Below are 16,233 nucleotides of genomic sequence, written 5' to 3'. Positions count from 1 at the left end.
AATCTTATTAACCTTTAAGCTGAGCCAGAGCGCGGTAATCCGCTCCCAGCGTGGCCTGTAGAACCTCTTTCGGATAATCGTCGGTCACTACCGCTTCGCCCATCCGGCGCAGCAGCACCAGGCGCAAACGACCGTCGATCACTTTTTTGTCAATTGCCATGTGTTCGAGAAAATCGGCTTCGCTCATCTCTTCAGGCGGCACCACCGGCAGGCCGGCACGCTGGAACAGACGAATCCCGCGATCGCGCTCCTGCTCGCTGATCCAGCCGAGGCGCGCGGACATCTCCATCGCCATTACCGTGCCAGCAGCGACCGCTTCACCGTGCAACCAGACACCATAGCCCATGTGGGTTTCGATGGCGTGGCCGAAGGTGTGGCCGAGGTTGAGCGTGGCGCGTACGCCGGTTTCTTTCTCATCGGCGCCGACCACCGCCGCCTTGGCCGCGCAGGAGCGCTCGATGGCATAGGTCAGGGCTTTCTGATCCAGTGCGCGCAGGGCGTCGACATTGTCTTCGAGCCAGGTCAGGAACGGCTCGTCGCAGATCAGGCCGTACTTGATGACTTCCGCCAGACCTGCCGACAGCTCGCGCGCTGGCAGGGTTTTCAGGGACGCCGTATCGATCAGCACCACGTTCGGCTGATAGAAGGCGCCGACCATGTTCTTGCCCAGCGGGTGGTTGATCCCGGTCTTGCCGCCCACCGACGAATCGACCTGGGACAGCAGCGTGGTAGGAATCTGGATGAAATCGACGCCGCGCTGGTAGCAGGCGGCTGCAAAACCGGCCATGTCGCCGATCACACCGCCACCAAGGGCGATGACGGTGGTACGACGATCGTGCCGAGCAGTCAGCAGGCCGTCGAAGATCAGTTGCAGGGTTTCCCAGTTCTTGAAGGCTTCGCCGTCCGGCAGCACCACGGAAACCACCGAGAATTGCGCCAGGCTGCGGGTCAGACGCTCGAGATAGAGCGGCGCAACAGTCTCGTTGGAGATGATTGCCACTTGCCGCCCGTGGATGTGCGGAGCCAGCAATTCAGGCTGATCCAACAGTCCTTCGCCAATATGAATCGGGTAGCTGCGCTCGCCTAGATCGACCTTGAGTGTCTGCATGTGTCCCCACAGTGAAGATGGAAGCAGGCGTCCTGCCTTGAATTATCGGATGTCCCCGGTCTTGAGTGATGTGACGCCGCTTGCATGCGATCGGCCACAACCCTCGACAGGACGCCGAGGATAGCGCATTTCGGGCGGCGCTTTAACGGGGCGGAAGCTGCTGCAGGCGGTCGAGAATATCGAGCACGACCATGCGTGGTGGCCGCTCGTCGGTTTCCACCACCAGATCGGCGATTTCCCGATAAAGCGGATCACGGATCGCCAGCAGGTCGCGCAAGGTTTTCTCGGGATTGGCCGTGCGCAGCAGCGGCCGGTTGCGGTCGCGGGAGGTGCGGCCGACCTGCTGCTCGACGGAGGCGTGCAGATACACCACCCGTCCGCCCTCATGCAGGGCCTTGCGGTTGGCATCGCGCATCACCGCGCCGCCGCCCGTCGCCAGCACCACGCCGTCGAACGCGCACAGCTCGGCGATCATCGCCTGCTCACGATCACGAAAACCGGGCTCGCCTTCCTTGTCGAAGATCCACGGGATATTGGCGCCCGTACGCAGTTCAATTTCCTTGTCGGAATCCTTGAACGGCAGGCGCAGCTCTTTGGCCAGTAATCGGCCGATGGTGCTTTTTCCAGCCCCCATCGGTCCTACAAGAATCAAATTTCGCACAGAATCAACGACTCACAGCAATCGCCTGGTTATTCATGATACGCGGAGTGAGGAATACCAGCAGCTCGGATTTTTTCTCCGAAACCACATCACGCCGGAAAAGGCGGCCAAGATACGGCACATCGCCAAGAAATGGCACCTTATCTACGACCTTGCTTTGAGTATTTGAGAAAACCCCGCCAATCACGATGGTCTCGCCGTCGTTCACCAGCACCTTGGCATTGACCTCGTTTTTCTTGATCGGCGGTACATCCTGCACTTTGTTCAGGTAGTCCGGTTCGTCCTTGGTGACCTTCACCTCCATGATGATGCGGTTGTCCGGAGTGATCTGCGGCGTGACCTCCAGCGACAGCGAGGCCTCCTTGAAAGACACCGACGTAGCGCCGCTGGAGCTGGCTTCCTGATACGGAATTTCGGTGCCCTTGAGGATCTTCGCGGTCTCCTTGTCGGAGGTGACGACCTTGGGCTGCGAGACGATTTCACCGTTGCCGGTCTTCTCCATCGCCGTCAGCTCAAGGTCCAGCAAGACGTTGTCGGTGATGAACGCAATGCCGATCCCGGACGTGTTGTTGACCGTGCCCATGTCGACGAACGGTGAGTTGGTGCTGGTGCTCCCCGGTGTACCGATGGTGGTCGACGAGCCGTTGCTGACCCCGGAAGTATTCCAGTTGCCCTTGTTCTGGATCGATCCGCCCCAGCGCACGCCCAGGCTTTTGTCGTAATCGACGTTGGCTTCGACGATCCGCGCCTCGATCATCACCTGACGCACCGGGATATCCAGTTGCGCCACGATCCGCCGCAGCTCGTCGAGGCGATCCTGGGTCTGGTAGGCGATGATGTTGTTGGTGCGCTCATCGACGGTGATCGAACCCCGTTCGTCGACTTTGGCCTCGGCGCTGGTGACCGACTGGAACAGCTTGGCGATGTCCGCAGCCTTGGCGTAATTCACTTGCAGCAGCTCGCGGCGCAGCGGTGCCAGCTCGGCGATCTGTTTCTGCGATTCCAGTTCCTGCCGTTCGCGGGCAGCGATTTCATCCGCCGGCGCCACCAGCAACACGTTGCCGACCTTGCGCTTGTCCAGCCCTTTGGTCTTGAGCACCAGATCCAGCGCCTGATCCCACGGCACGTTTTGCAGGCGCAAGGTGATCCCGCCCTGCACCGTGTCGCTGGCCACCAGATTGAGGTTGGTGAAATCGGCGATCAGTTGCAGCACCGAACGCACATCGATGTCCTGGAAATTCAGCGAAAGCTTTTCGCCGCTGTAGCTGTTGCGGTCGGCGTTGCGCTTTTGCAGGTCATCGACGGTCAACGGCCGGATGCTCACGGTCAGCTTGTTGTCGGTCTGGTAAGTGGAATAGTCGAAGGTGCCGCTGGGCTCGACGGTGATGGTCGCGCGATCCCCGCTGACGCCAGCATTGACGAACTGCACCGGGGTGGCGAAATCCTTGACGTCGAGGCGCACCCGCAACGGCTCGGGCAATTGGGTGCGGGAAAAATTGAGGATGATCTTGCCGTCATGTTCCTGGATGTCCGGCGCAATGGTCGGGTCGGACAGGTCGATGACGACATTGCCCTCACCCGCCGTGCCACGCTGGAAGTCCACGCCACGGATGGCCTTGGCGGTAGGCGCAAACGTCCGGGCCGGGGCGGCCACCGGCGTGGCGCGCGGAGCCTTGGTAGCAGGTCGCGGCGCAGTAACTTTGCTGCCCTGCCCGACCACCACGAACAGCGTGTTCCCCTCGACCCGGGCGTCATACGGCGCCAACTGCGTCAGGTTGATGATCAACCGGGTACGGTCGTTGGCCTCGACCACTGTGGCAGTGCGCGCATTTCCGCTACCGAGGTCGCGAGTCTTGCTCGCGAGCTGGCTGGCCACTCCCGGCAGATCCAGAGCAATCCGCGCAGGCGAATCGGTGGTGTAGCCCTTGGGCTGTGGCGGTGGGCCGTCGAACGACAGCTTCAACTCGACGCGATCGCCCGGCAGCGCCGCAACGTCCAGCGTCTTCAGATTGGCCGCTTGAACCATCGGCGACAGCAGCGCTATCCATAGCGAAAAACCGAGGGTGGAGAAAATCCTGTTCATTGTTCGACTTCCACTATGAGTGCTCTTTCAAAGGAATGGTGCGCGGCCGCTCCAGCCAGGCCCCTTCGCCATCGGGAACGATTTCGACCACATCGACCTGGGAGGCGCTGATCGCGACGATGCGCCCGTCGTTGCGCCCCAGGTAATCGCCGACTTTCAGCCGATGCACCCCGCCCGCCCCGCGCAGCAGCGCAAAGGAGCCGGAGGCATTGGCAATCGTGCCGACCATCTCGAATTGCTCGATGTTGAAACCTTCGAGGTACTGCTTGACCCGGTTCGGGTCCGGCTTGACGTTGCGCGAACCATGCTGCTGCCCGGCCAGATCGACCCGCACCTGACGCGAGAACGGGCTGCGCAGGCTGGCGGCGCTGTAGGTGAACGTCGGGTAGGAACGGAAGGTCGGCGTCGGCTCGATCTTGCCCGGCGGTCGCAGGCGCACTTCATTCATGTAGGCGTCGAGATCGCTGAAGTCGTTGCCGCCGCAACCGCTCAAGCCCAGCGTCAAGGTCGACAATAGAAGGAAACGGATCGGGCTCATTTTTGCAGCCCCTTGTCGTTGTAGCGGTACGTCTTGGCGAGGATGCTCATGCGCAACTTCGTCCCGCCTTCCGGGTTGGCCGGCGCCAGCTCGAAGTCGTGCAGGGTCACGATCCGTGGCAATCCGGCCACACCGCTGACGAAGGTGGCGAGGTCGTGATACGCGCCTGTGACGGTGATCTGGATCGGCAATTCGATGTAGAACTGCTGCGTCACCTCCGGCAACAGCTTGATCTCCTCGAATTCAAGACCGCTGCCCAGACCGGTGCGCGTGATGTCTTCCAGCAGCCCCGGCACTTCGGTGTCGCTGGGCAATTGCCGCAGCAGGACGCCGAACGAGTTCTCCATTTCCTTCATCTGCTGGGTGTACAGCTCGAGATTGGCCGCCAGGTGTGCCTTGCTGGTGAACTGTTCCTTGAGCGTGGCTTCCTCCGTACGCTTGAGCTCAAGCTGGTTTTCCATGTCACTGACGAAAAAGTTGTAGCCCAGCGCCAGGACCAGGATCATCAACAGCGCCCCGGCCAGGCCTTTGACGGCCTGCGGCCAGGAGCCGATGTTGCTGGTATCCAGGTCGTTGAAATCGATATTGCGCAGGCTTGCGAACCATTCGGACGGTTTCATTGATCGTCCTCCAGGTTCTTGGGCCGGGTTTGACGGACGGTCAGTTGAAAGACGTTGGCCTGATCCAGTTGCCCGGCCGTGGTCGCCTTGACCTCGTTCAGGCTCGGCGCATCGAACCAGTCGGATGCATCGAGATTGCGCATCAGGTCGGACACCCGATTGTTCGACTCCGCCGCACCGCTGATCGACAGGGTTTTGCCGACCATTTTCACGCTGGTGAAATACACCCCGTCAGGCAGGGTGCGCGCCAATTGATCGAAAATCCGCCCGCTGACCTGCCGGTTGGCCTGCAGGTCCTGGATGATGCGCATCCGCTCCACCAATTGCTGGCGACGTGCCTTGAGCTCGCTGATCTGCTTGATCCGCTCATCGACCACGGCGATCTGTTTGCCGATGTAATCGTTGCGCGTCTGCTGCCGCTCAATGGCGGTGCTGAAGATCTGCGCAGCAATGAAGACCGCGCCGACCGAACCGACCACCACGCCCGTCAGGGCCAGCAGGAAGCGTTTGCGTCGTTCTTCGCGGCGCTCCTCACGCCAGGGTAAAAGGTTGATCCGCGCCATCAGTCGAAACTCCTGAGCGCGAGCCCGCAGGCAATCATCAGGGCCGGCGCATCACTGGCCAGGGCCCCGGCGTTGACCTTGCTGCTCAAGGCCATGTCGGAAAACGGGTTGGCGACCTGGGTCGGCGTGCCCAGGCGCTCTTCGATCAGCCGATCCAGCCCGGGCACCGACGCCGTACCGCCGGCCAGCAGAATGTGGTCGACCGCGTTGTACTGGCCGGAGGCGAAGAAGAATTGCAGGGAACGCGAGACCTGCTGCACCAGCGCCTCGCGAAAGGGCTGCAGGACTTCGCTGACATAATCGTCCGGCAGACCGCCCTGCTTTTTGGCCAGCCCGGCCTGTTCAATGGTCAGGCCATAACGGCGCTGGATTTCCTCGGTCAGTTGGCGCCCGCCAAACAGTTGCTCGCGGGTGTAGATGATCCGGCCGTTGTGCAGGACGCTGAGGGTGGTCATGGTGGCGCCGATATCGACCACCGCAACGGTCAGGCGCTCCTGGGAAGCCGCCAGCTGCATGGCCAGCAAGCCGAACGAGCGCTCGAGCGCATACGCCTCGACATCCACCACCCGCGCAGTGAGGCCGGCGAGGGCCAGTGCCGCCTCGCGGACTTCGACGTTTTCCTTGCGACAGGCGGCCAGCAACACATTGACCCGTTCGGGGTTGCGCGGTGAAACGCCCTGGACTTCGAAGTCGATGGCGACTTCGTCCAGCGGATAGGGGATGTATTGATCGGCCTCGATCCTGAGCTGGTTTTCCAGCTCGTCGTCGGACAGCCCGGCGTCCATTTCGATGACCTTGGTGATCACCGCCGAGCCGGCCACCGCCACCGCCACGCTCTTGAGCCCGGTACGCGCCTTGACCAGCACCCGGGACAAGGCGTGCCCGACGCCTTCGAGTTCGGCGATATTCTTCTCGACCACGGCGTTGGCCGGCAACGGCTCCACCGCGTACGCCTCGACCCGGTAGCGCTCACCCTGACGGCTCAGCTCCAGCAGCTTCACCGAAGTGGAGCTGATGTCGATCCCCAGTAACGTGTTGGTCTTTTTGTTGAAGAGTCCTAGCACTACCAATTCCCTATGACTATCCGTGAGTTACGGACTCTGTAATGCGCATTGCGTTCCCTCGCCCCGTCTTGACAGAAGCGCAAATGACGCCCCCAGCGGAAAAGTGCTTATAATGCCCAGCGATTTTTTCCGCTTTTTACTGCCGGCGCGGGCCGTTCTGTGTGTTTCCGGAACCCTGTCGCCCAATTCATTCTTTGCCCTGGATGTCCAAAAGCCTTGATTCGTCTGCTGAAATTCTTCGGTTGGTCCATCGTCGCCGTTTTCTGCGGACTGCTTTTAGGTCTCAGCGGCGCGTTTCTTTACCTTAGTCCGGGTTTGCCATCTGTGGAGGCGCTGAGAAGCATTCAGTTGCAGATTCCGCTCCGGGTGTACAGCAGCGACAACAAGTTGATCGCAGAATTTGGCGAAATGCGCCGCACGCCGATCCGTTTCGCCGACATTCCCCCCAATTTCATCAATGCGTTACTAAGTGCTGAAGACGACAACTTCGCCAACCACTATGGCGTCGATCCGAGCAGCCTGATGCGTGCCGCGACCCAACTGGTCAAGAGCGGGCACATCCAGTCCGGCGGCAGCACCATCACCATGCAGGTGGCGAAGAACTTCTTCCTGACCAGCGAACGCAGCTTCTCGCGCAAGACCACGGAAATCCTCCTGGCCCTGCAGATCGAACGGCAGCTGACCAAGGACGAGATCCTCGAGCTGTACGTGAACAAGATTTATCTGGGCAACCGCGCCTACGGCATCGAGGCGGCGGCGCAGGTGTATTACGGCAAGTCGATCCGCGAGGTCAGCCTGGCGCAGATGGCGATGATCGCCGGCCTGCCGAAAGCCCCGTCGCGCTTCAACCCGCTGGCCAACCCGGCGCGCAGCAAGGAGCGTCGTGACTGGATCCTCGGGCGCATGTACAAGCTCGGCAAGATCACCGAGGCCGACTACACCGCCGCCATCAACGAGCCGTTGAACGCCAGCTATCACGTGCCAACCCCGGAAGTGAACGCGCCGTACATCGCCGAGATGGCCCGCGCCGAAATGGTCGGCCGCTACGGGAGCGACGCCTATACCGAAGGTTTCCGCGTCACCACCACGGTGCCGAGCAACCTGCAGGAAATGGCCAACACCGCGCTGCACGAAGGCCTGATGACCTACGACCAGCGTCACGGCTACCGTGGCCCTGAATCGCGTCTGCCGGGCAAGACCCATGAAGCCTGGGCCACCGAGCTGACCAAGCAGCGCACCATCAGCAGCCTCGAGCCGGCCATCGTCACCCAGGTCGACAAGAACGGTCTGCAAGTGCTGACCCGCACCGGTGAAGAGCACGTGGCGTGGGACACCATGAAATGGGCCCGTCCGTTCCTCAATACCAACAGCATGGGCGCCGCGCCGCGCCAGCCATCGGATGTCGCGCAGGTCGGCGATCTGGTGCGCGTGCAGCGCCAGCCGAACAATTCGCTGAAGTTCAGCCAGATTCCACAGGCTCAGGGCGCGCTGGTGTCGCTGGATCCGCAAAACGGCGCGATCCGTTCGCTGGTCGGCGGTTTCGCCTTCGAGCAGAGCAACTACAACCGCGCAATGCAGGCCAAGCGTCAGCCGGGCTCGAGCTTCAAGCCGTTCGTCTACAGCGCCGCGCTGGATAACGGCTACACCGCCGCCAGCCTGGTCAACGACGCACCGATCGTGTTCGTCGACGAGTACCTGGACAAGGTCTGGCGTCCGAAGAACGACACCAACACCTTCCTCGGCCCGATCCGTCTGCGTGAGGCGCTGTACAAGTCGCGTAACCTGGTTTCGATCCGCTTGCTGCAGGCGATGGGCGTAGGCAAGACCATCGACTACATCACCCGCTTCGGCTTCAACAAACAGGACCTGCCGCCTAACCTGTCCCTGGCGCTGGGCACCGCGACCCTGACGCCAATGGAAATCGCCACCGGCTGGAGCACCTTCGCCAACGGCGGTTTCAAGATCACCCCGTACATCATCGACAAGATCGAAAGCCGCAATGGCGACACGCTGTTTGTCGCCAACCCGCCGACCGTACCGCAGGGCGGCGCAGCCACCGACGGCATCGCGGCACCGGCGACCCAATCGATCACCGTCAACGCAGCGCCGATTCCGGGTGAAGCGCCGGGCAGTGCCGCAATGCCGCAAGTGCCGGCAGTCGCCGAGCGCATCGTCGATGGCCGCACCACCTACATCCTCAACAGCATGCTGCAGGACGTGATCAAGCTCGGCACCGGTCGCCGTGCACTGGCCATGGGCCGCAGCGACATCGCGGGTAAAACCGGTACTACCAACGAATCCAAGGATGCGTGGTTCTCCGGTTACAACGCCGATTACGTGACCACGGTCTGGACCGGTTTCGACCAGCCGGAAAGCCTTGGTCGCCGGGAGTTCGGCGGCACCGTGGCGCTGCCGATCTGGATGAACTACATGAGCGCCGCGCTCAAGGACAAGCCGCCGCATGTCCAGCCAGAGCCGGAAGGCATCCTGAGCCTGCGGGTGGATCCGGTCAGCGGCCGCGCGGCCACACCGAGCACACCGGGCGCCTACTTCGAGCTGTTCAAGGCCGAAGACACGCCGCCGTCGGTCAACGAGATCGGTAACGGCACAGCACCGGGCAGTCCGTTGCCAGCGGATGAACAGGCGCCGATAGACTTGTTCTGATCCCGATCCTGATCCGCCAAAAAGCCCCGCCTTCGTGAGAAGTGCGGGGCTTTTTATTGCCTTCAGGATTGGTGCTGGATGAACCGGCCACACCCGACACAAAACCCTCAGGCACAAAAAAGCCCCGACTCTCACGAGCCGGGGCTTTCGGTTGAAGCGCTACAACGGCTTAGCCGTTGAACACGTCATCCACGCTTTTCAGCGGGTAGTGCTTCGGATACGGCAGGGTGGCCACACCGGTCTCGATCGCGGCCTTGGCCACGGCGTCGGAGATCAGGGTGATCAGGCGCTTGTCCATTGGCTTCGGAATGATGTACTCACGACCGAATTCCAGCTTGATGCCGCCGTAGGCGTCGCACACTTCCTGTGGAACCGGCAGTTTGGCCAGTTCACGCAGGGCGTTGGCAGCAGCCACTTTCATTTCTTCGTTGATGCGCTTGGCGCGAACGTCCAGGGCACCACGGAAGATGAACGGGAAGCCCAGCACGTTGTTGACCTGGTTCGGGTAGTCCGAACGGCCGGTGGCCATGATCACGTCGTTACGGGTGGCGTGGGCCAGTTCCGGGGAGATTTCCGGATCCGGGTTGGAGCACGCGAAGACGATCGGGTTGGCCGCCATGCGCTTGAGTTGCTCGGCGCTCAGCAGGTTCGGGCCCGACAGGCCGACGAATACGTCAGCGCCTTCGATGGCGTCGTCCAGCGTGCGTTTCTCGGTAGCGTGAGCAAACACAGCCTTGTACTGGTTCAGGTCGTCACGGCCAGCGTGGATCACGCCGGTACGGTCGATCATGAAGATGTTCTCGACCTTGGCGCCCATGCTCACCAGCAATTTCATGCAGGAGATAGCGGCAGCGCCGGCGCCCAGGCAGACGATCTTGGCTTCGCCGAGGGTTTTGCCAGCGATTTCCAGGGCGTTGATCATGCCCGCAGCGGTCACGATCGCGGTGCCGTGCTGGTCATCGTGGAACACCGGAATGTCGCACTGCTCGATCAGAGCGCGTTCGATCTCAAAGCACTCAGGCGCCTTGATGTCTTCCAGGTTGATGCCACCGAAGGTGATGGAAATGCGTTTTACGGTGTCGATGAAGGCTTGCGGGCTTTCGGAATCGACTTCGATGTCGAACACGTCGATGCCGGCGAAGCGCTTGAACAGCACGCCTTTACCTTCCATCACTGGCTTGGAAGCCAGTGGGCCGAGGTTACCCAGGCCCAGAATCGCGGTGCCATCGGAAATGACTGCAACCAGGTTGCCCTTGCCGGTGTACTTGTAGGCCAGTTCAGGATCGCGAGCGATCTCGCGCACTGGTTCAGCTACGCCGGGGCTGTAGGCCAGCGACAGGTCGCGGGCGGTAGCAGTGGCCTTGGTGAGCTCGACACTCAGCTTTCCTGGACGAGGATGGGCGTGATATTCGAGAGCGGCAGTTTTCAGATCAGACATTTTGGCATTCCGCTTTTTACTGTTGGACAGACTGGTCAGCGAGGATACGCGCCTCGCAAAGTCCCCACAAGACTGCCCGGTCACCCCTGTCAAGCGCCCTGCCCTACGACTTTGGGCCAAGAGCCACGGCGCACAAGGGCTTGACTGTTCACAATCGACAGAAAAAATGTCTACAATTTTTCTTCAGCGAGACGATTGCAACATCGAAGGATCGGTCAGCGGCAACAACCAGCGAGCCTGACCCGGTTTCAATCCACCCCTTCGCGAACGGTCGAGCACCCAGCCCCGGGCCTCGATCTGCCTGCCCTTCAGCGCTAGCAACGAAGCGTCATCGAAACGATCCAGCAGATTGGGTGCAACGCGCAGTACAAGCTTGTCCTGCAATTCGATCCAGATTCCGCCGCGATTGCGCTGAACCTTGCTCACACGACCGCCGACCACGGCGAAACCCGATCGCTCGATCTGCTCCGCTTTCAGTACAGGTGAGCGCTTCCACAGGCCAAGACCGGCCTGCCGTGCACGGCGTTCGGCAGCCTGCTGGCAATCAACAAGATCGACATTCGGCGCCACCGCGACCTGGAAACCGAGGCCATCGGCGAGCATTTGCGCTTCGAGATTGTCACCCTTGGCGCTGAAAACATGGGCCAGGGTCCGGCCGTAATGATCTTTGGACTCGGCGCCGAGCAGCAGGCCGACCCGACTGTCGCTCTCTGCGACCAATGCTTCGAGACGCTTGCGCGCCGCTACCGCGAATGGTTCGTCGCTGCGACCCTGCTTGCCGAGCTCAGGGGTGTTGAGCCCGATCATCCGCACGCTGCGCCCGTCGTTCAGGCGCAAGGTGTCGCCGTCGACCACGCGCTGCACGGAGACGCTGGTCAGGCCGGCGGGAGCCGGGCAGAAGGCCTGGGCGCCGGACAGCCAAATCGCGGACACAAAAAAGGCGCCCGCAAGGGACGCCTTTTTCATCAGACCGGAAAAACCTTTGAGGCTTTCCAGAATGAAGGGCCTTAGGCCTTTTTCGCGCCGAAAGCACCGAAACGGTCGGCGAACTTCTGAACGCGACCACCGGTGTCCAGAGTCTTCTGCTTACCGGTGTAGAACGGGTGGCACTCGTTGCAAACGTCGATCGCCAGGGCTTTGCCGAAGGTCGAACGGGTTTCGAACTTGTTGCCGCAGCTGCAGGTAACAGCAACTGCTGGGTATTCTGGATGGATATCAGCTTTCATGGTGTCTTCCTCAGGCTAGCGTGCCGCCACCCAACACTATTGTTGAATACCGCACGTAATTAGGCCGCGGATTCTACCAGACAATGCTAATCACGCAAGCTGTCACTGAGACCGACCGTCTGCTAGGCTCCCGCCCTTCTTCACCGCCCCGCCTATGAGAATCCTCCGCGTGCCCGACGCCATTCTGCGCCTCGCCCTGCCTTCGCCCCTGCGCCGCCTGTTCGACTATCGGGCCCCGGCCGGCGTGCTGCGCTCGCAGTTGCAACCGGGCATGCGCCTGCGGGTGCCGTTCGGTCGGCGGGAAATGATCGGGATTCTGGTGGAAGTCACTGACACCAGTGAAGTGCCGGTGGAAAAGCTCAAACCGGCGCTGGCCCTGCTCGATGCCACGGCACCGCTGCCGCCGGCACTGTTCAAGCTGTGCCTGTGGACGGCTCAGTATTATCAGCACAGCCTCGGCGACACCTTGAGTTGGGCACTGCCGGTGCTGCTGCGCCAGGGCGAACTGGCCGAGGCCCGGCAGGAGCGTTTCTGGTCCGCTGCCCCCGGTGCCAGTCTCGATGACCCGCGCATCGCCCGCGCGCCGCGCCAGCGTGAAGCCCTGGCGACTTTGGCCCAGCACCCTCACGGCGTCGCCCATCAGTTGCTGAGCAAACTGATGCTGAACAAGGACAGCCTCGATCTGCTGCTGGCCAAGGATCTGGTGCAGGTCGAAGTGCGTCGCCATGCCCCCGGCGCACGCCACGAGCACTGGCTGGCCCAGCCGGAGTTGCCGCTCAACAGCGAACAGCGCGCCGCGTATGAAGCGATTCGCGCCGGTTTCGACAGTTATCACGCGTTCCTGCTGGCCGGTGTCACCGGCAGCGGCAAGACCGAAGTCTATCTGCAGCTGATCCGCGAAACCCTCGAAGCCGGCAAGCAGGCGCTGGTGCTGATCCCGGAGATCAACCTCGGCCCGCAAACCCTGGCGCGCTTCGAACAACGCTTCAATGCGCGCATCGCCCTGCTGCACTCGGCGGTCAACGACCGTGAGCGGCTCGACGCCTGGCTCGCTGCCCGCGACGGCGAGGCCGACATTATTATCGGCACCCGCTCGGCGCTGTTCACCCCGATGAAAAATCCGGGGCTGATCATCATCGACGAAGAACACGACGGTTCCTATAAACAGCAGGAAGGCCTGCGCTACCACGCACGGGATCTGGCGCTGGTGCGGGCGCGGCAGGAAAACATCCCGATCGTCCTCGGCTCCGCGACGCCGTCGCTGGAAAGCCTGCACAACGCCTACACCGGTCGCTACGGGCTCCTGCGCCTGAACGAACGGGCCGGCGGCGCCAAGCAGCCACGGTTCCTGCGCCTGGATGTGAAAAGTCGTCCGCTGGACAGCGGTATTTCCGGGCCGATGCAGCAGGCCATCGGCCAGACCCTCGCCGCCGGCCAACAAGTGCTGGTGTTCCTCAACCGCCGGGGTTTTGCCCCGACCCTGCTGTGCCACGATTGCGGCTGGATGTCCGAGTGCCAGCGCTGCGATGCGCGGATGACCGTGCACCAGCGCTATGGCGAACTGCGCTGCCACCACTGCGGTTACGTCGAGCGCGTGCCACGCCAGTGCCCGAAGTGCAACAAGGTCGATCTGCGGCCGGTGGGCGCCGGCACCGAGCGGGCCGAGGAACGGCTGGCGATTCTGTTCCCGGACTATCCGGTACTGCGCGTCGACCGCGACAGCACGTCGCGCAAAGACGCCATGAATCAGTTGTTCGCCACGATTCAGAAAGGTCAGCCGTGCATCCTGGTCGGCACCCAGATGTTGGCCAAGGGGCACCACTTCCCACGGGTCACCCTGGTTTCGATCCTCGATGCCGATGGCGGGCTGTTTTCCGGTGACTTCCGCGCCAGCGAGCGCATGGCGCAGCTGATCGTGCAGGTCGCCGGCCGCGCCGGGCGTGCAGAGGAGCCTGGCAAGGTGATCATTCAGACGCACCTCGCCGACCACCCTTTATTGGTACAACTGACCGAACAGGGTTATTTCGCCTTCGCCGAACAGGCCCTGAGCGAACGCCGCGCCGCCGGGCTGCCGCCATTCTCGCATCTGGCGCTGTTGCGCGCCGAAGCCCACAAGCCGGGGCAGGCCGAAGGCTTTCTTGATGAAGCCTGCAGCGAAGCCGAGCGCTTGCTGGCTGAGCAGAACCTGAGCGGCATCGAACTGCTGGGACCGGTGCCGGCGCCGATGGAACGTCGGGCCGGACGCTTCCGCGCGCAGCTGCTGTTGCAGGCCACGGCCCGGGCGCCGCTGCACCGGTTGCTGGCGAGCTGGCTGCTGGCGCTGGAGCAGATGCCGAGCGGCCGGGCGGTGCGCTGGTCGCTGGATGTCGATCCGGTGGATCTGTACTGACCGGGCAAAACCGCTCGAATTGTCACCACACATCCACATCCTGCCTGCTAAGGTTGGCAAGCCCGTCTTCGCAACGGATAATGCCCAGTTTTTCCACCCGCGCATCGATGCGCCGCCGCGCTTGCGGTCGAAAGAGAAGACCATGAAAGACACCATTCGCCAGCTGATCCAACAAGCCCTCACCCAACTCGTCAACGAAGGTGTGTTGCCTGAAGGCCTGACGCCGGCGATCCAGGTGGAGAACGCCCGGGACAAGACCCACGGCGACTTCGCCAGCAACATCGCGATGATGCTGGCCAAGCCTGCGGGCATGAAGCCGCGCGACCTGGCAGAGAAAATCATCGCCGCCCTGCCGGCTGACGAGAACGTCACCAAGGCCGAAATCGCCGGCCCCGGCTTCCTCAATTTCTTCCAGAACACGCAAGCGCTGGCCTCGCGCCTCGACGCCGCACTGGCCGACGCTCACGTTGGCGTGCGCAAGGCGGGCCCGGCGCAACGCACCGTGGTCGACCTGTCGGCGCCAAACCTGGCCAAAGAGATGCACGTCGGCCACTTGCGCTCGACCATCATCGGCGACGGCGTGGCCCGTGTGCTCGAGTTCCTCGGCGATACCGTGATCCGTCAGAACCACGTTGGCGACTGGGGCACCCAGTTCGGCATGCTGATGGCGTACCTGCAGGAAAACCCGATCACCAGCGACGAGCTGTCGGACCTGGAAAACTTCTACCGCGCCGCCAAGCAGCGTTTCGACGAGTCCCCGGAATTCGCCGACCGCGCCCGTGGCCTGGTGGTCAAGCTGCAGGCCGGCGATGCCGAATGCCTGGCGCTGTGGACCAAATTCAAGGACATCTCGCTGTCGCACTGCCAGAAGATCTACGAACTGCTCAACGTCAAACTGACCATGGCCGACGTGATGGGCGAAAGCGCCTACAACGACGACCTGATCAACGTGGTCAACGACCTGAAGGCCGCCGGCATGCTGGTCGAAAGCAACGGAGCCCAGTGCGTGTTCCTCGACGAGTTCAAGAACGCCGAAGGCGAGCCGCTGCCGGTGATCATCGTCAAGGCTGACGGCGGCTACCTGTACGCCACCACCGACCTGGCGGCCGTGCGCTACCGCAGCGGCAAGCTGAAGGCCGACCGTGCGCTGTACTTCGTCGACCAGCGTCAGGCCCTGCACTTCCAGCAAGTGTTCGCCGTGGCGCGCAAGGCCGGTTTCGTGACCCATCCGATGGAAATGGAACACATGGGCTTCGGCACCATGAACGGCGCCGATGGTCGTCCGTTCAAGACCCGTGATGGCGGCACCGTGAAGCTGATCGATCTGCTGACCGAAGCTCAGGAACGCGCCTACACCCTGGTGAAGGACAAGAATCCGGAGCTGGCCGAAGACGAGCTGCGCAACATCGCCAAAGTCGTGGGCATCGGCGCGGTGAAGTACGCCGACCTGTCGAAGCACCGCACCAGCGACTACAGCTTCAACTTCGACCTGATGCTCAACTTCGAAGGCAACACCGCGCCGTACCTGCTGTACGCCTACACCCGCGTGGCTGGCGTGTTCCGCAAACTGGGCAAGGACTTCAGCGAGGTCGACGGCCAGATCGTTCTCGAAGCGGCGCACGAACAGGAACTGGCGGCCAAACTGGCGCAGTTCGGTGAAGTGCTGAACAACGTCGCGGAAAAGGGCACGCCACACACCCTGTGCACCTACCTGTACGACGTCGCCGGCCTGTTCTCTAGCTTCTACGAGAACTGCCCGATCCTCGCCGCCGACACCCCGGCACAAATGCAAAGCCGTCTGCGCCTTGCCGCGCTGACCGGCCGTACCCTCAAGCAAGGCCTGGAACTGCTCGGCCTGGAAACCCTGGAGCGTATGTAA

At 62.2% G+C, this 16,233-nt stretch carries 13 protein-coding genes; 3 read left to right on the top strand and 10 right to left on the bottom strand.

Annotated features, from left to right (window positions below; genetic code table 11):
• Positions 1-7 precede the first annotated feature (7 nt).
• The 7 genes from aroB to IF199_RS02155 form a co-directional block, all read right to left on the bottom strand.
• A complete protein-coding gene (gene aroB / locus IF199_RS02185; RefSeq protein ID WP_096819915.1) occupies positions 8-1,108 on the bottom strand; it encodes a 3-dehydroquinate synthase in 1,101 nt (366 codons plus the stop codon).
• 142 nt (positions 1,109-1,250) lie between these two features.
• Entirely contained in the window at positions 1,251-1,769 is a 519-nt protein-coding gene (gene aroK / locus IF199_RS02180) for a shikimate kinase AroK (RefSeq protein WP_045121685.1), read from the bottom strand.
• Positions 1,770-1,773: 4 nt separating this feature from the next.
• A complete protein-coding gene (locus IF199_RS02175) occupies positions 1,774-3,852 on the bottom strand; it encodes a type IV pilus secretin PilQ (RefSeq protein ID WP_192559573.1) in 2,079 nt (692 codons plus the stop codon).
• Positions 3,853-3,865: 13 nt separating this feature from the next.
• Entirely contained in the window at positions 3,866-4,390 is a 525-nt protein-coding gene (locus tag IF199_RS02170; protein WP_096819917.1) for a pilus assembly protein PilP, read from the bottom strand.
• Positions 4,387-5,010 (bottom strand): type 4a pilus biogenesis protein PilO, encoded by a 624-nt coding sequence (gene pilO, locus IF199_RS02165; RefSeq protein WP_192559572.1) that lies wholly within the window; start codon positions 5,008-5,010, stop codon positions 4,387-4,389. Before pilO ends, IF199_RS02170 begins: the two co-directional genes overlap by 4 nt.
• Positions 5,007-5,573 carry a PilN domain-containing protein gene (locus tag IF199_RS02160; RefSeq protein ID WP_192559571.1) on the bottom strand — a complete coding sequence of 189 codons (567 nt, stop codon included), beginning with the start codon at positions 5,571-5,573 and terminating at the stop codon, positions 5,007-5,009. The genes pilO and IF199_RS02160 overlap by 4 nt, the downstream gene beginning before the upstream one ends.
• Entirely contained in the window at positions 5,573-6,637 is a 1,065-nt protein-coding gene (locus tag IF199_RS02155; RefSeq protein ID WP_102620205.1) for a pilus assembly protein PilM, read from the bottom strand. The genes IF199_RS02160 and IF199_RS02155 overlap by 1 nt, the downstream gene beginning before the upstream one ends.
• A gap of 219 nt (positions 6,638-6,856) precedes the next feature.
• Here IF199_RS02155 and IF199_RS02150 point away from each other — a divergent pair, with 219 nt between their 5' ends.
• Entirely contained in the window at positions 6,857-9,301 is a 2,445-nt protein-coding gene (locus IF199_RS02150) for a penicillin-binding protein 1A (RefSeq protein ID WP_371858309.1), read from the top strand.
• A gap of 169 nt (positions 9,302-9,470) precedes the next feature.
• Here IF199_RS02150 and IF199_RS02145 read toward each other — a convergent pair whose 3' ends face one another.
• The 3 genes from IF199_RS02145 to rpmE all read right to left on the bottom strand — a co-directional run bounded on the left by IF199_RS02145 (position 9,471) and on the right by rpmE (position 11,965).
• Entirely contained in the window at positions 9,471-10,739 is a 1,269-nt protein-coding gene (locus IF199_RS02145; protein ID WP_096819922.1) for a malic enzyme-like NAD(P)-binding protein, read from the bottom strand.
• Between the two features lie 183 nt (positions 10,740-10,922).
• Entirely contained in the window at positions 10,923-11,705 is a 783-nt protein-coding gene (locus IF199_RS02140; RefSeq protein WP_192559570.1) for a thermonuclease family protein, read from the bottom strand.
• Positions 11,706-11,746: 41 nt separating this feature from the next.
• Positions 11,747-11,965 carry a 50S ribosomal protein L31 gene (rpmE, locus tag IF199_RS02135; RefSeq protein ID WP_007975586.1) on the bottom strand — a complete coding sequence of 73 codons (219 nt, stop codon included), beginning with the start codon at positions 11,963-11,965 and terminating at the stop codon, positions 11,747-11,749.
• Positions 11,966-12,134: 169 nt separating this feature from the next.
• On the opposite strand from rpmE, the gene IF199_RS02130 reads away from it, so the two are divergent.
• Positions 12,135-14,354 carry a primosomal protein N' gene (locus tag IF199_RS02130; RefSeq protein WP_096819924.1) on the top strand — a complete coding sequence of 740 codons (2,220 nt, stop codon included), beginning with the start codon at positions 12,135-12,137 and terminating at the stop codon, positions 14,352-14,354.
• A gap of 142 nt (positions 14,355-14,496) precedes the next feature.
• Positions 14,497-16,233, top strand: coding sequence for an arginine--tRNA ligase (gene argS / locus IF199_RS02125; protein ID WP_096819925.1), 1,737 nt, complete (start codon positions 14,497-14,499; stop codon positions 16,231-16,233).

This window comes from Pseudomonas allokribbensis (assembly GCF_014863605.1).
Classification (GTDB): domain Bacteria; phylum Pseudomonadota; class Gammaproteobacteria; order Pseudomonadales; family Pseudomonadaceae; genus Aquipseudomonas; species Aquipseudomonas allokribbensis.
This window is presented reverse-complemented; position numbering and strand designations above follow the sequence as displayed.

Coding starts and splice junctions, on each gene's coding strand:
- aroB (WP_096819915.1), bottom strand. CDS start 1,108: ATGCAGACACTCAAGGTCGATCTAGGCGAGCGCAGCTACCCGATTCAT.
- IF199_RS02175 (WP_192559573.1), bottom strand. CDS start 3,852: ATGAACAGGATTTTCTCCACCCTCGGTTTTTCGCTATGGATAGCGCTG.
- IF199_RS02170 (WP_096819917.1), bottom strand. CDS start 4,390: ATGAGCCCGATCCGTTTCCTTCTATTGTCGACCTTGACGCTGGGCTTG.
- pilO (WP_192559572.1), bottom strand. CDS start 5,010: ATGAAACCGTCCGAATGGTTCGCAAGCCTGCGCAATATCGATTTCAAC.
- IF199_RS02160 (WP_192559571.1), bottom strand. CDS start 5,573: ATGGCGCGGATCAACCTTTTACCCTGGCGTGAGGAGCGCCGCGAAGAA.
- IF199_RS02145 (WP_096819922.1), bottom strand. CDS start 10,739: ATGTCTGATCTGAAAACTGCCGCTCTCGAATATCACGCCCATCCTCGT.
- IF199_RS02140 (WP_192559570.1), bottom strand. CDS start 11,705: ATGAAAAAGGCGTCCCTTGCGGGCGCCTTTTTTGTGTCCGCGATTTGG.
- rpmE (WP_007975586.1), bottom strand. CDS start 11,965: ATGAAAGCTGATATCCATCCAGAATACCCAGCAGTTGCTGTTACCTGC.
- argS (WP_096819925.1), top strand. CDS start 14,497: ATGAAAGACACCATTCGCCAGCTGATCCAACAAGCCCTCACCCAACTC.